The sequence below is a fragment of the Agrobacterium sp. 33MFTa1.1 genome (assembly GCF_004328495.1).
In the GTDB taxonomy this organism is placed as follows: Bacteria; Pseudomonadota; Alphaproteobacteria; order Rhizobiales; family Rhizobiaceae; genus Agrobacterium; species Agrobacterium pusense.
In genome coordinates, this window is sequence record NZ_CP036358.1 from 2733951 (window position 1) to 2748123 (window position 14173).

The window sequence follows — 14173 nt, forward strand, 5'->3', positions numbered from 1 at the left end:
TCAATCCCCATCGGCGAAAGAGAAGCCGGAACTGAGGCCAATCGCGCCGCCATATTGATCGTTTAATCTGTAGATAAGGTCTTTGCCGTTCAGCAGAAGATAATCCACCTTCGCGCGCTGATCGTCCTGATCCAGCGCCTTTTGCACATCTGTATCGATTGTCCCGGCCACGCGGATCATCGATTTGGCGATGAAGTCGATGGAATTTACGATGGAGCGTTGGTCGGGGGGGACGAGTTCGGCCATATCGGCGGTATGCAGCAGTGTCTGAATGGCCTTGATGTTTGTGGAGATGCTTCTCCATGTCAGGCCAGACCGCCAGTAAATGGCGGTGCGGGGAAACGTCGCCTTGTCCGGCCCCTTGTAAAAGGTCTCGATCCGCTGGTCGCGGATCGCCTCGGCGCCGTGCACCAGAATGCCGAGCAGGGCAACCAGCGCCTCTCGTTCGTCGCGGAAGACGGGGTTATCAGGCCCCGGCTGCGTCCAGTTTTTCTGTGCGCCATCGGCCGCGTTCCAGCTATCGGAAAGCTCTGCCGCGACATCGGCGATATTGCCGGCAATGGCGGCTCCGAAACGGCAGCGGAAATCGCCCTTCTTATCAAGAAGTTCGTCCGCGCCGGTGCCGTAGAGAATGAATTCCAGAGCACCAAGCCCCTGTGCGGCAACGCTCTTGCCACTCAGGCCTTCAGCGGTTGTAACGCTTTCATCCTTGTCGGAAAGGTAACGCTGAACCTGTTTCAGCCCGAGCCCCTTCTTGTCGGGATAATAAAGGACGCGCTCGAAACGGTTCTGTTCGATGACAGGGCCGATACGCACGATCTCGATGGTCGACCAGCTTGAGACGGTATCGGCAAAGGCGTCCTTCGCCGTCTTCTCCGTCGTAGCAGAAGGCGCCGCGCAGAAAGCCTTCATGCTGTCCTCCAGCGTCTCTGCGGAGCGTCGGAAGTGGTCGTAGCCGGGTCGGATGAAGCCGGTCACTGCCTTTTCCATGACGCCGCGCACCTGTGCGGGGTTGAGCGGTGGCGGCGGCATCAGTTCCACATCCTGGGCCATGGCCGGCTGTGTGGTCAAAAGCATCAGCATGGATATGAGGCCGGAGATTTTTCGCATGGCTTTTTTCATTAAAGAGACTCCAGAAAGGCCAGCAAAGCCTGCCGGTCGGATTTTTTCAAGACGGCAAAGGCGTCGCGCGCTTTCTGCCCTTCGCCGCCATGCCATAATATCGCTTCCGTCACGCTGCGTGCGCGCCCGTCATGTAGGTAAAAACCATTGCCATTCACGCGTTCTGTCAGACCTATGCCCCAGAGAGGCTGGGTCCGCCAGTGTCGTCCGCTTGCTTCGCCCACCTGTTGGCCATCGGCAAGCTCCTCTCCCATGTCATGCAGCAGAAAATCGGAATAGGGCCAGATAAGCTGAAACGCATGCATCGGATCGGCGGCATCGCGTCGGGTGACGAATTTTGGGGTGTGGCAGGCCGTGCAGCCCGAGGCGTAAAAGAGTTGCTTGCCCCGCAGCACCATCGGCTCACCGACATCACGCCGTTGCGGCACGGCGAGGTTTTCAGTGTAGAAGGTCACGAGATCGAGAACCTGATCCGGCGCCTCCACTGGCCCGAGCCGCGGTTGCACGCCCGTTGGCATGGCGAGACATTTTTTCTGCCTGTCGGTACAGTCGCCATAGGCATTCGGCGCATCCGGTGTGGAGATGCCGATATCGTGGGAGAAAGCGCTTGCGCTCTGGTCGCGTACGCTCGCGTTCTGAGCTTTCCAACCAAACCTCCCGATTTTCGTTTCGCCGGTGCGATGATCCTTGACCCAAGCGGGACGCCCTTGAATGCCGTCCCCATTCTTGTCGTCCGGATCGGCGTTGGCCAGAATATCGGTGTCGCTGATAGCTTCTATCAAGCCAAGCCCAAGGGTCGGCATGGCAATGCGTGCTGACAGCGAAGTATCGGCGCCGAGCGGGCCATATTTCAACTCTGCCACGGCATAATCAGGCTGTCGCAACGTCACCATCTCGCCATCCGCCAGGGACACCCGCTTTTCCGTATAGGTGATGACAGCCTTGCCCTCGGCCTCAAGGCCGGGAATGGCAAGATTCTGAAGCTGACGTCCATAAGTGTCGTCAGGAAAGTTCAACACTTCATGGCGCGCGATCGCCGTCCGTTCCGCCTCGTCTCGAGCCGGCCTTGCCAGCCGTAGAAACAGGGAGACGGCGTCTTCGCCGGCAAGAGGCAGACGGCCCCTGCCATCCTTCACATGGCACGTCTGGCAGGATCGGGCGTTGAAGAGCGGCCCCAAACCGTCTGAAGCCTGCGTGGAAGAAGGAGAAGAGACCCACAATTTCTGAAACAGCGCGTTGCCGAGCTTAAAATCCTGCCTCCGCTTCGGGGGCATGGTGGCTGACGGATGGGAAAACGCGTTGCTGTCAGTTCTGTTGGTATTGGTCGACGCCCCGCCAGACATGGCCTCGAAAGGCTCCGGGTCGGTAAAATCGATCGCCGGAGCGGTTACGGCAAGAACGCGGTTTCTGTCATTTTCCGTCAGATCGTCACGCAAGGATGCGGCAAGCGTCGCCGTCGCCAAAAGACAGGCTGCCCCGGCGAATAAGAACGGCCTACGGATCGGCGACAGAGACATTTCCATGAAAGTCAAACGCGTGCGGGGAGCAACAGGCCGCAGTCTCCCTGCGGCCCGTTCTTGCCGTTTATTTGAAAACGGCGTTCGGATTATCGAGGCTGTCGGATCCTTCGAGGTCGATCTTGCCGAGATCGAGCGCTGCAATGACGCGTTCGACCGACTTCGTCTGGTCGAGGAGGCCATCGATGGCGGCCTGAACCACGGCGTTGCCTTCCTTGTTGCCCTCGCCAATCATCTGATCGTAGGCCTCAACCGTCTGAGCGCGCTTTTCCATCGCGTGCATGGCATTGAGCGTCTTGTCCAGCTTCGCCAGCATCTCGTCGTTCAACGCCTTGTCTTTGGCGCCGACCAGTTCCGAGAGCGACGCGCCAGTCATCTTCGTTCCGTCCACACGGGTATAGTCGCCGGTATAGGCCGAGGCGATGCCGATCGCGTCGTTGAGATGCGAATTATAGGTATTGTCGGAGAAGCAATCATGCTCCTCTTCCGGATCGTGCAGCAAAAGGCCAAGTTTCATGCGTTCGCCGGCCAATTCACCATAGGAGAGCGAGCCCATGCCGGTGAGAATGGCGGTGAGGCCTGCCTTCGGATCGCCTTCCAGCGTTTTGGTTGCTTCGCCTTCCGGCGCCCAGGCGTCGACCATCTCCTGCAGATCCTTGATCAGCAGGGTGGAGGCGGATTTCAGATAATCGGCACGGCGATCGCAATTGCCGTTCGTGCATTTCGCCTTGTCGTAATCGGTGTAAGGGCGGTTGCCTGCGCCCGGCCCGGTGCCGTTCAGATCCTGGCCCCAGAGCAGGAATTCGATGGCGTGGTAACCGGTCGTCACATTGGCTTCGACATCGCCCGCCTCGTGCAGGCTTTCGATGAGTTCCGGGGTGATCTTGGAGGCGTCGACCTCTTCACCACTGATCTTGATCTTCGGGTTGGCGATGATATTCGCAACATAAAGCTCGTTTTCGTCGCTTTCCGTACCATAGGCACCGTCGACGTAGTCGATCAGGCCTTCGTCCAGCGGCCAGGCGTTCACCTTGCCTTCCCAATCGTCAACGATCGGGTTGCCGAAACGATAGACTTCCGACTGTTGATAGGGAACACGTGCCTTGATCCAGGCTTCCCGCGCGGCCTTTAGCGATTCTTCGCTCGGTGTGGCGATCAATGCGTCGACGGCCTTATCCAGCGCCTTCGCTGTGATCAGCGAATCCTCGTATTTCGCATGTGCGACATCAGCATAGTGCTTGACAACAGCGGCCGCGTCGGTGGCAGCCTTTGCAGGAACCGCGATGAAAGCCGCCGATGCGGCAAGAAGCGCGAAAGAAGCGCTGAGAATGGTTTTGCGGATCATGATCCCTCTCCTTGAGCAGGCATGAAATAACTTCACGCTGCGGCAAGCGAGTTCTGACCCAATCACAAACTTGTGTCAAACATTCTAGTTTAGAATGCTTTGAAACAAGCCCGTGCTGTATTTCCCAGGTAAAATCCCTGGATGCAAAATGCTTTTATGCTCTGCGTTTCATCAGGCAGAAGAAGAAACCGTCCGTATCTGTGGTTGCAGGCGTGAGCGTCACTGTCTTGCCGTCGGAAGAATGTGGTTTGCTGGCATTGCTGCCGAAAGTCGTTTGCCACCGCTCCAACGCCGAACCAATGGCAAAATCTGGATTTTGCTCACAGAAGCGACGGACCTGCTGTTCGTTTTCTTCGGGAAGCACCGAACAGGTTACATAGAGCAGCTCTCCGCCCGGGCGCACGAATCCCTTGGCCTGCGAAAGTGCCTCGCCCTGCTGTTGCACGCGCTCTTCCAGATTGCGCGCGGTCAGCCGCCATTTGGTGTCGGGGCGCCGCCGCCATGTTCCGGTTCCGGTGCAGGGGGCATCGACGAGAACGCGGTCGAATTTTTCCTGAAACGGCGTGAGGCCCGATGCGCGGTCATGAACCTGCACATTACGCGTGCCGGCCCGCTTCAGCCGTTCGATGATCGGCGCAAGGCGCTTGCGGTCGGCGTCGAAGGCGTGGACCTGACCCTTGTTGTTCATGCTGGCAGCCATGGCCAGCGTCTTGCCGCCGCCGCCTGCGCAATAATCGAGGATCTGATCACCCTCATGCGCGCCGGCGAGATCGGCGACGATCTGCGACCCCTCGTCCTGCACTTCGAACCAGCCCTTCTGAAAGGAGAGTTCGGCGGTGACGTTCGGCAGGCGGGATGGGCCTTCGCCTGCGGCAATGCGAACACCCTGACGGGCGATGTGCGTGGCCTCCGCGCCGCTTTCCTCAAGAACCTTCAAAACCTTTTCACGGGTCGCCTTCAAGGTGTTGGCACGCAGATCGAGAGTAGGGCGCTCATTGAGCGCCTGAGCCTCAGTCAGCCAGCGCTCCCCGAATGCGGTCTCGAAGGAAGATTGCACCCAATCGGGAATGTCGCCCTGAACATGGGCCGGCGCCTCGGCGAGGGAACGGGAGAGAAATGCCTGCTGTCTTTCAGCGTCCGGTGCGGCAGGCGCGAATTTGTCACCATCGAATTCCGCTGCCAGTTCCGTGAAGCTCTTGCCCCATTGACGCAGCAGAACAGCGTAGCCGAGTGAGGTGGCGCTGTCGTCATCCATCAGCCAGGCGTGCGACAGTTTCATGCGCAACGCATCATAGACAATGTTGCCGATCGCGGCCCTGTCGCCCGACCCGGCGAAACGATGGGCAAGGCCCCAGTCCTTCAGAGCATCGGCGACGGGACGCCTGCGTCCCTCAATATCCGCCAATACTTCGATTGCTCCGGCCAAACGCCCGCCTAATCGCATTGTCTACCTCGTTTTCCTGACAAGTCCGGTTGGTAGACGCGAATGGCGGCGAGGGCAAGGCTCAATCGGCTTTGACGACCTCGTAGCAGACCTTGGCAGTGCCGGAGTTGATCATGCCGATGTTTTTGGCCGCAGCCTTGGAAAGATCGAGAACGCGACCCTTGATAAATGGCCCGCGATCATTGATGCGAACGACGACGGCCTTGCCGTTGCGCGCGTTGGTAACCTTGACCTTGGTGCCGAACCGCAGGGAGCGGTGGGCGGCGGTCAGGTTGGCGGCGTTCATACGCTCGCCAGAAGCAGTCTTGGAGGTCAACGCATACCACGATGCGCCTCCACAACCATTTGCCGCATTCGCCTGAAGAGGCGCGATGATGGAACAGGCGGCGATAGTTGCAGCGGTGAAAGTTATACGACGGATATTCAAAACAGTGCTTCCCTGAAAATCGGCCCCGCGCCGATTGATTGTGCCCTTGCTAAACGGCCATGAACTGGCCTGAACGCCTTTTGATGCGAGATTGTAGGGCGAGGGAAAAATGGCGAAAAAAAGCTGATCTCAAATCACGAACTGTTACAGACCGTAACATTCGTGATCATCGGCCGGAAGCTGCCATTGCCGCGCCCGTTTGAAGAAGCGGAAAAAATAACGAAGAATCAATGCTCAATGGGAATGTTGTTGCAAGTCACGGCTTCGTGAATCCACTTCACGAAATGTGAGTGAAATATTTTTCTAATGACTACGATTTTAGTGATTTCGGCTTGGTTAATAAAATCCTAATTGGCTGAAATAAGACGAAAACCATCCGCAAAAGCGGGATTGGAAGGATTTTTCATCGCTTTTGGAGATGGCATTTTTCAGCCTCGCCAGAGGCCGTTTTCCCATAATTGTCGAAGCGAGGCCCTGTACTCCGGGAAGCGAAAATCGAAGCCCAGATCGCGAATTCTGGCGTTGGAAACGCGCTTGTTCTCGCCATAAAAAGAGCGCGCCATCGGTGTTAGATCGGCAGTTTCAAAGGCCTGTTCGGGTGGTGGTTCCACTCCCATCAGCGCTGCCGCGAAGCTTACCACATCCTGCGGGGGGCAGGGTTCATCATCGGTCACGTTGAAGATGCCGCCTTCGTGTTTCTGTGCCAGGAAGGCAACCGCCGCGCCGATATCCTCCACGCGGATGCGATTGAATACCTGGTCCTTCTTCACCAGCCGCCGCGCCGTTCCCTTCTCGAAATTCATGAAGGCATTGCGCCCCGGGCCATAAATTCCGGATAGACGCAGGATGGAAAGCGGCGCGTCGGCGTCGCGGGCCGCTTCAGTCCATGCGGCCTCAGCCGCTACCCGCTCCACAGAACGTGGGGAAACGGGGCGGCAGGGTGTTGTCTCGTCCACCCAAGCGCCGCCGTGGTCGCCATAAACACCCACGGTAGAAAGATAAGCGATCCATGCCAGATTGGGCAGGAGCTTTTTCAAGTCGCCGCCCAGAAGCGGAAGGAGAGGATCGCCATCCTTGCCCGGCGCGACGGATTGTATGAGATGCGTGACATTGTCCATTGCAGCGACGAGCTCATCATTGAGCTGGACGCCGTCAAAGAGCAAGGGCGTCATCTGTGCGCTGGCGAGGCCAGAGAATTTGTCCTGACTGCGCGTGGTGCCGGAGATCCCTGCTGCTTGGGATTTCAGCGCGTAGGCAATGGCTTTCCCCGAATAACCCGCGCCAAAAATCATCACATGCATGGTTCACGCCTCTGCCAATTGCCATTCCATTTCCGCCTCCGGATCAGTCTCCGGTGCGCGCGTGGCAGAGTATGTACGGAATTCCTGCCTGTCCATAAGCCGCGATAAAGCCCACGCGGCCATGCCGCGTACCTCCGGCGAAGGGTCCATTTCGGCAAGAGCCTTGCATCGTTCCACGAACTGCCGGTTTCCGGAGTTGCCGGCCGCAATCAGCACATTGCGGATAAATCGGCTACGGCCGATGCGTTTGACGGGAGAGCCACTGAAAAAGCTGCGGAAGGCAGCATCATCCAATGTCAGGAGGAAATCGATGGACGGTTCTTTCAGATCCTCGCGCGCCTGCAATTTCATTTCCGAGGCGCTGGCCGCGAACTTGTTCCATGGGCAGGCGGCGAGGCAATCGTCACAGCCGTAGATGCGATTGCCCATCATCGGCCGGAACTCATGCGGAATTGGCCCCTTGTGTTCGATGGTGAGATAGGAGATGCAGCGACGGGCGTCGAGTTGATAGGGGGCGGGAAAGGCCGCCGTTGGACAGGCATCAAGACAGGCCCGGCAGGAGCCGCAATGATCCTTCTCGGCCTCATCGAGACAAAGATCAGCGGTGGTGAACATGCTGCCGAGGAACAGCCAGGAACCATGGCTGCGGCTGACGAGGTTCGTGTGTTTGCCCTGCCAGCCGAGACCGGCGGCGGCGGCGAGCGGTTTTTCCATCACAGGGGCGGTGTCGACGAAGACCTTCACATCCTCGCCGGCGCGTGCGGCAAAGCGCGTGGCGATTTCCTTCAGCCGCCCCTTGATGACGTCGTGGTAATCGCGATTGCGGGCATAGACCGAAATGGCCGCCTTGTCCGGTCTCGAGAGCAGATTGCGCGGGTCTTCGTCGGGACCATAATTGAGGCCGAACATGACGATGGAGCGTACATCGCTCCACAGCGTTTTCGGCTCCGCCCGCCGGGCCTCGGTTTCTTCCATCCACGCCATCGTGCCGTGATAACCTTTGCCGAGAAATTCTCTCAGCCGTTCCGGTGCGAGCGGAATGCTGTCCGGCGCTGTAACGCGACATAGATCGAAGCCAAGCGAAAGGGCTTCGTGACGAATGAAATCCGTCAGTTTGCGCGCGCGTATCCGCTGCTTCTCGTCGGCAACGTCGATGGTAGTCTCTCCTGCGGGTTGTTGCGCGTCATATATAGGCGCAGTCCCGGGCCGCAGCAAACAACCGAAAGGCTGAACTTAAAAGTCCAGATCGGCATAATGGGAGGAGGGGGCGAGGCGTGGAATACGCTCGCTCAGGAACGGCCGGAAGGACGGACGGGATTTCACCCGCTGGTACCATTCCTTGGCGATGGGTGCCTCGAGCCAGTTGATCTCGCCGAGATAATCCAGAACCGAAACCGCGGCAGCAGCAGCAAGATCGGCATAGCTCAGCCGATCACCCGCCAGCCATGTGCGCGAACCGGCCAGCCATTCCAGATACTTTATGTGCTGGCGGATATTGTTGCGGGCTGTGCGCAGCAATTTGGAATCCGGCGGGCCGCCGCCTTGCGCGGTCGTCATCTGCAATTTGTAAACACGCTCCCGCACCAGCGGCCGGGTCACGTCATTTTCCATCTTCTGCAGAAACCATTCCGTCAGGCGGCGAATTTCCGCCCGCTGAAACGGGTCTTCCGCCAGAAGACGCCTGTCACGCTTCAAAACCCCATGGGTTTCATCGAGAAATTCCGCAAGCACGTAAGGCCCGCTGAGGGAGCGCATATTGTCGTCGAGATAGACCGGCAGGGTGCCGGCCGGATTGAGCGCCAGAAACTCCCGCCGTCTTTCCCACGGTTGCTCCTCCACGAGATCGGTCTGGAACCCGTATTCCGCAAGGATCAGACGAACGAACCGGGATGCGGTCGACATCGGAGAGTGATAGAGAGTTGGCATCGGTACTCAATTTTTACGATTGGTTGTCATGATCGGCATCTGCCGGAAAACTTTTTCAGTTTCGCTTCATCAAGACGCTATAAGAGCTTGGCGACTTTAAAACAAGTTTAACGCAATTGCCGTCCATTGCCACTTCCCCCTGAAAAGAAGGATTCCTCATGGGTGACCAATCGATCATCAGCGCGCTTCTGCTGGGTATCATCGAGGGTCTGACGGAGTTCATTCCCGTTTCGTCAACGGCGCATGTGCTGCTGGCCGGGCACTTCCTCGGCTTCAAATCACCCGGCAACACCTTTGCGGTTCTCATCCAGCTCGGTGCGATCCTTGCGATACTTCTTGTTTATTTCCAAAAGCTTGTATCGATAGCGCTCGCTCTGCCGACAAGCGCGAAAGCGCGCCGCTTCGTGCTGGCCGTCGCTCTCGCCTTCCTGCCGGCGGCCATCATCGGCGCCTTGGCGCATGACTTCATCAAGACCGTCCTGTTTGAAACGCCCATGCTCATCTGCGTGGTGCTGATCATCGGCGGGGTCATTTTGCTTGCCGTCGACCGCATGCCGCTGAACCCGAAATATACCGACATCATGGATTATCCGCCGTCGCTTGCATTCAAGATCGGCCTCTTCCAGTGCCTCGCGATGATTCCCGGCACATCGCGTTCCGGTGCCACGATCGTCGGCTCGTTGCTGATGGGCACGGACAAGCGCTCCGCCGCCGAATTTTCGTTCTTCCTGGCGATGCCGACCATGCTCGGCGCGTTTACGCTCGATCTTTACAAGAACCGCGATGCCCTGAGTTTCGATGACGGCGCTCTGATCGCCGTCGGATTCATCGCCGCTTTCGTCTCGGGTCTTTTTGTCGTTCGCTCGCTCCTGGATTTCGTCTCGCGACGGGGCTTCGCGCCCTTCGCCTGGTGGCGCATCGCCATCGGGTCGCTGGGACTTATCGCGCTTCTGGTCCTGGACTGAGGCTTTAATTTATATGGTCTGAAAAAGAAAAAGCGCCCCGGAAAACCGGCGGCGCTTTTTTTTAAACTTCTAAAGGCTGGTCAGTTGGTGCTGATCGAAGCCGTCGCACAGGGGTCCACGCCATAAGCCGGAGCACAACCGCTCTTGCCCGCTGCAACCGTGCCCGGTGCCATGAATGAACCCGCCAGAACCACCAAAGCCGCACACGCAAAAAAGAGTGCGATAGATCTGCCCATTTTATGATTGCCTTTCAGACGTTCGTTCGCGCGGATCGTGCCGCCGTGTGTGAATTGAGGGTTCGGGATATGTTTGGAATGTGGCGAATATCAATAAAGCAGCTTGTTGAATACCGGGTTAATGCGAAGTCTTTTCCACAGTTGCGCTTGTGCCACGCTTGCCTGCGGAGACCTTTCCGCCGTTAACCTTTTCCAGCGGCTCGCCCGCTCCGATATTGATGTCGTCTCCTCCCCGTTATCTAAGGAGAAATGCACCGAAAGCGGTTTGGTTGCGATGAAGAATGCACAAAAAAAGCGGGAACAAGTCCCGCCTTTCTAGTAGGTGCCGCATGGCGGCAGAGCTCAGGCCGCCTTGCCCGCATTCGAGAACTGGCCGTGCGGGCGATATTGCACCATGTAGGACGGCAGAACAGACGCAACACGAACGGGCGTAATGCCGATGCCTTCCAGCGTCAGGCCGTTCTTTTCCGCCTCGGCGGAAACGACGTTGTCCTTTTTCAGCATGGTCACCTGATCGGATGTCAGCGGTGGCGCGATCAGCGGCACCATCGAAGCAACCTTGCCGATCATCGAGGCAACGCCGAAAGGCAGATTGACGAACGGACGTTCGCGATAGGTGGCGGCAAGAACGGCCTCAAGACAGTCGCGGAACGTCATCACATCCTGGCCGCCGAGCTCATAGATGGCGCCGGGTTTCAGCTTGCCGTCAACGCTACGGGCGACGGCCTCCGCGACATCCTCGACATAAACCGGCTGGAACCTGGTTTTTCCGCCACCGATCAACGGCAGGAAGGGCATGCCGCGGGCCATCTTCGCGAACTTGTTGAAGAAATCATCTTCCGGTCCGAAGATGATCGAAGGACGCAGGATAACGGCGGCGGGCAGAACGGAATGGATAGCAGCTTCGGCGCGGCCCTTGGTGCGGCCGTAACCCGTGGACGAACTGGCTTCCGCGCCGATGGCGGAAATATGCGTCAGCGTGGCGCCGGCATCGCGGGCGGCCTCGGCGATGGCTTTCGCGCCGAATTCCTGCACGGCGTCAAAGGTGTTGCGGCCACTTTCGGTCAGGATGCCGACGCAATTGACCACATGATCCGCATCTTCCACGGCTTTGACGATGGAATCGCGGTAACGCAGGTTGGCCTGCGCAAAGGAAATCTGGCCGACATTGCCAAGCGGCTGCAAAAAGCCGGCGAGATCGGGTCGGCGCACGGCGACACGAATGCGATAACCGCGCTTGGCGAGCAGTCTCACCACATGCCGCCCGACAAAACCCGAACCGCCGAATACGGTGACGAGGGGTGGAAGGTTGGCCAAGGTCATGGGAGGCTCCTCAGAAGCTGTCGATAAAGCGTTTTTCAGTCTCTTAGCCCAAAGCCGCGCGCACGGGAAGAGATGTTCTCGCCGGGAAGAGGCGGGTTTGGGACATAGGGTTGACGACGGTCAAATTCCCTCGACGATAACCATTTCCGCATCCGCGACTTCCTGGCGAATTTTGGCGGCTGCCTGGTATTCGGGGGAATTGTAGCAATCGATGGCGTGTTGCACCGAAGGAAACTCGATGACGACGTTGCGCGCCCGTGCCTTGCCCTCAAGCTCGGTCAAAGCACCGCCACGAGCGAGGAAATTCGCACCGAACCGCTCGAAGGCGGGTTTTGCCGTTGAGACGTAGTCCTTGTAACGCTCGCTGTCGCGAACATCGACGCGGGCGATCCAATATCCCTTTGCCATTTCATCTCCTCCCGTCGTCATTATTGATTGGCTGGAAAGCTGGCGCGCAGCATGTCATCGAGAATGGCGCGGGCCGCCGCTTTGGGATCTTCCGCCCTGACGATCGGTCGGGCGACGACCAGATGGCTCGAACCCGCCTTGATGGCGTCGTAAGGCGTCATCACCCGTTTCTGATCGCCGAGATCGGCGCCTGCGGGGCGAATGCCGGGGGTAACGACGGCAAGATCGGGGCCGAGGATTTCGCGCACGGCGGTCGATTCTTCCGCCGAGCAGACGATGCCGCCCATGCCCGCCTCGCGCGCCTGTTCCGCGCGGCGCAGCACCAGCGAACGGGCATCCGCGGCGTAACCGGCTTCGGCCAGATCGCTGTCATCCATCGACGTCAGCACCGTGACACCGAGCAGGCAGAGGCCGGAACCTTCCGCTGCCTTGACGGCAGCACGCATGGCTTTGGGATATGCATGAAGCGTCAGCATCGACATGCCCATCCGGGCGATGTTTTCGACACCGGAGGCGACGGTGTTGTCGATATCGAGCAGCTTCATGTCGAGGAAGACCTTCTTGCCGCTTTGGACAAGGTCGCGCGCGAATTCCAGACCGCCGGCGAAGACGAGCTGATAACCGATCTTGTAGAAAAGAACCTCGTCGCCGATTTTTGAAACGATGTCTTCGGCCTGCTGCACAGTCGGAACATCGAGCCCGACGATGAGTTTTTCGCGCGCGGTCATTGTCTTATCCCTGCCATGTTTCCATTGCCGTCCAGTCGCATGCGGGGGAGGCGGCTGCAAGTGAAAAGTCGGCGATGGAGAAGCGAAAGAGATTGCCGCCGCCGGGTGGCTGGTCCTCGCTGCGGCTGATGCGGCGGCCTTCTATATGGCATTTCAGAAGTGTGCCCACACCGCCATGGCCGACAAAGGCGATAGGCCGCTGTGTATCGTGCCGGTCAAGAATAGCTCTGACGGCATTGACAATCCGCGCCTGCGCATCGATTGCCCGCTCCCAGCCGCGAAAATTTTCCTGCGGGTGAGCGAAGAACCAGTCCGCCGCCTTCTCGAATTCCGGTGGCGTCAGGAAACCGGTGGAGGACCGGTCGTTTTCATGCATCTCCTCGACGATTTGTATGTCCGCTCCGGATGTCTCGGCAAGGATACGGGCGGTTTCAATCGCCTTCGTCTCGGCGCTGCAAACGATATGGCGCAATGCCAGTGCCCAAGGCAGGCGGCCTGCCTCTCGCGCCCGCTCGGCACCTCTTTCCGAAAGCCCCCATTGAGGAACGGGAACAGCCGGATCTATTCTGACCTGGGGGTGGGTAATGTAGAGAGCATGCACGGCAATCGGTCCCCAAAAGGCCATGGAAAGGGCATCGACATCCTAACCATGCGCTACGACCGGGAAATGACGGATTTTCTCGATCTGCCGGACGTCAGGCCCGAGTATAGGTCCACAGTTGCGCCGGCGGAATATTGCGCACGATGAAATCGAAATGACGAATGTGGTAAAGATGCGGCTGTGCGACGATCGGCGAGATCGGGCCATAGGATATCTGCACCACGGGGCGGCCATGCGGCACGCGCTTCAGCAATTCGTCGAGAAGCTTGATGCGGGCGGCCATCGGAAAATTCAGCATCGGCACGGCTGAAATGACACTGTCGAACATCTGATCCGCGTGTTCGCCGAGCGTCGCATCGAGATCGAAGGCATCCCCATTGACGAAGTTGACGCCGGGGTAGCTTTTGAGCAGCTGATTATAGAAATCGGTCGAATATTCGATGGCGGTCAAATTCTCCGGCTTGATGCCGCGCGCCAAGATGGCCTTGGTGATGACACCCGTGCCTGGGCCGAGTTCAAGAACCGGCAGGCCGGAATGGGGATTGATGACACTCGCCATCTTTTTCGCTGTGATGGCCGATGTCGGTACGATGGCGCCGACTTTTTTCGGCTGGCTGACCATGCCCTTGAAAAAGCGGATTTCTTCCTCGAATTTCTGTTCAAGGCGTTGCTTCAGGTTAAGTGCCATAATTCCCCTCAGATGCATTTGGTCATTGTCAAAAAACAGTTACGCAATGTTGATCCCATTTGGCGCAAAAACAAGGCAAAATGTCGTAACTGGGAAAATTCGCCTCCGGGTCCAAGGCGGCGATAATCGAATCAAAAACGCC

At 58.2% G+C, this 14173-nt stretch carries 14 protein-coding genes; 1 reads left to right on the forward strand and 13 read right to left on the reverse strand.

Annotated features, from left to right (window positions below):
- The 8 genes from EYD00_RS13640 to EYD00_RS13675 form a co-directional block, all read right to left on the reverse strand.
- Positions 1-1122, reverse strand: coding sequence for an imelysin family protein (locus tag EYD00_RS13640; RefSeq protein WP_034496120.1), 1122 nt, complete (start codon positions 1120-1122; stop codon positions 1-3).
- Positions 1122-2645: a di-heme oxidoreductase family protein gene (locus EYD00_RS13645; protein ID WP_034496336.1), complete on the reverse strand. Its 1524-nt coding sequence runs from the start codon at positions 2643-2645 to the stop codon at positions 1122-1124. The genes EYD00_RS13640 and EYD00_RS13645 overlap by 1 nt, the downstream gene beginning before the upstream one ends.
- A 61-nt stretch (positions 2646-2706) precedes the next feature.
- Positions 2707-3984, reverse strand: coding sequence for an imelysin family protein (locus tag EYD00_RS13650; RefSeq protein WP_004439448.1), 1278 nt, complete (start codon positions 3982-3984; stop codon positions 2707-2709).
- A gap of 154 nt (positions 3985-4138) precedes the next feature.
- Entirely contained in the window at positions 4139-5428 is a 1290-nt protein-coding gene (locus tag EYD00_RS13655) for an RsmB/NOP family class I SAM-dependent RNA methyltransferase (protein ID WP_004439451.1), read from the reverse strand.
- Positions 5429-5489: 61 nt separating this feature from the next.
- Positions 5490-5855 carry a septal ring lytic transglycosylase RlpA family protein gene (locus EYD00_RS13660; protein ID WP_004439454.1) on the reverse strand — a complete coding sequence of 122 codons (366 nt, stop codon included), beginning with the start codon at positions 5853-5855 and terminating at the stop codon, positions 5490-5492.
- Positions 5856-6283: 428 nt separating this feature from the next.
- Entirely contained in the window at positions 6284-7156 is an 873-nt protein-coding gene (locus EYD00_RS13665) for an SDR family oxidoreductase (RefSeq protein ID WP_004439456.1), read from the reverse strand.
- A 3-nt stretch (positions 7157-7159) separates the two neighbouring features.
- Positions 7160-8311, reverse strand: a complete 1152-nt coding sequence (queG, locus tag EYD00_RS13670) for a tRNA epoxyqueuosine(34) reductase QueG (RefSeq protein ID WP_034496335.1) — start codon at positions 8309-8311, stop codon at positions 7160-7162.
- A gap of 78 nt (positions 8312-8389) precedes the next feature.
- Positions 8390-9082, reverse strand: a complete 693-nt coding sequence (locus EYD00_RS13675; RefSeq protein ID WP_006699702.1) for a glutathione S-transferase family protein — start codon at positions 9080-9082, stop codon at positions 8390-8392.
- 158 nt (positions 9083-9240) lie between these two features.
- On the opposite strand from EYD00_RS13675, the gene EYD00_RS13680 reads away from it, so the two are divergent.
- Complete coding sequence (locus tag EYD00_RS13680; protein WP_004439460.1) at positions 9241-10047, forward strand: undecaprenyl-diphosphate phosphatase; 807 nt, start codon at positions 9241-9243, stop codon at positions 10045-10047.
- A 578-nt stretch (positions 10048-10625) separates the two neighbouring features.
- Here the strand turns inward: EYD00_RS13680 and EYD00_RS13695 are convergent.
- The 5 genes from EYD00_RS13695 to pmtA all read right to left on the reverse strand — a co-directional run bounded on the left by EYD00_RS13695 (position 10626) and on the right by pmtA (position 14031).
- Entirely contained in the window at positions 10626-11606 is a 981-nt protein-coding gene (locus EYD00_RS13695; RefSeq protein ID WP_004439463.1) for a complex I NDUFA9 subunit family protein, read from the reverse strand.
- A 120-nt stretch (positions 11607-11726) separates the two neighbouring features.
- Complete coding sequence (locus EYD00_RS13700) at positions 11727-12014, reverse strand: DUF1330 domain-containing protein (protein ID WP_004439466.1); 288 nt, start codon at positions 12012-12014, stop codon at positions 11727-11729.
- Positions 12015-12034: 20 nt separating this feature from the next.
- Positions 12035-12742 (reverse strand): orotidine-5'-phosphate decarboxylase, encoded by a 708-nt coding sequence (gene pyrF, locus EYD00_RS13705; RefSeq protein WP_004439469.1) that lies wholly within the window; start codon positions 12740-12742, stop codon positions 12035-12037.
- A 4-nt stretch (positions 12743-12746) separates the two neighbouring features.
- Positions 12747-13343, reverse strand: coding sequence for a histidine phosphatase family protein (locus EYD00_RS13710; RefSeq protein WP_034496334.1), 597 nt, complete (start codon positions 13341-13343; stop codon positions 12747-12749).
- 94 nt (positions 13344-13437) lie between these two features.
- Positions 13438-14031, reverse strand: a complete 594-nt coding sequence (gene pmtA / locus EYD00_RS13715) for a phospholipid N-methyltransferase PmtA (protein WP_004439477.1) — start codon at positions 14029-14031, stop codon at positions 13438-13440.
- Positions 14032-14173 lie beyond the last annotated feature (142 nt).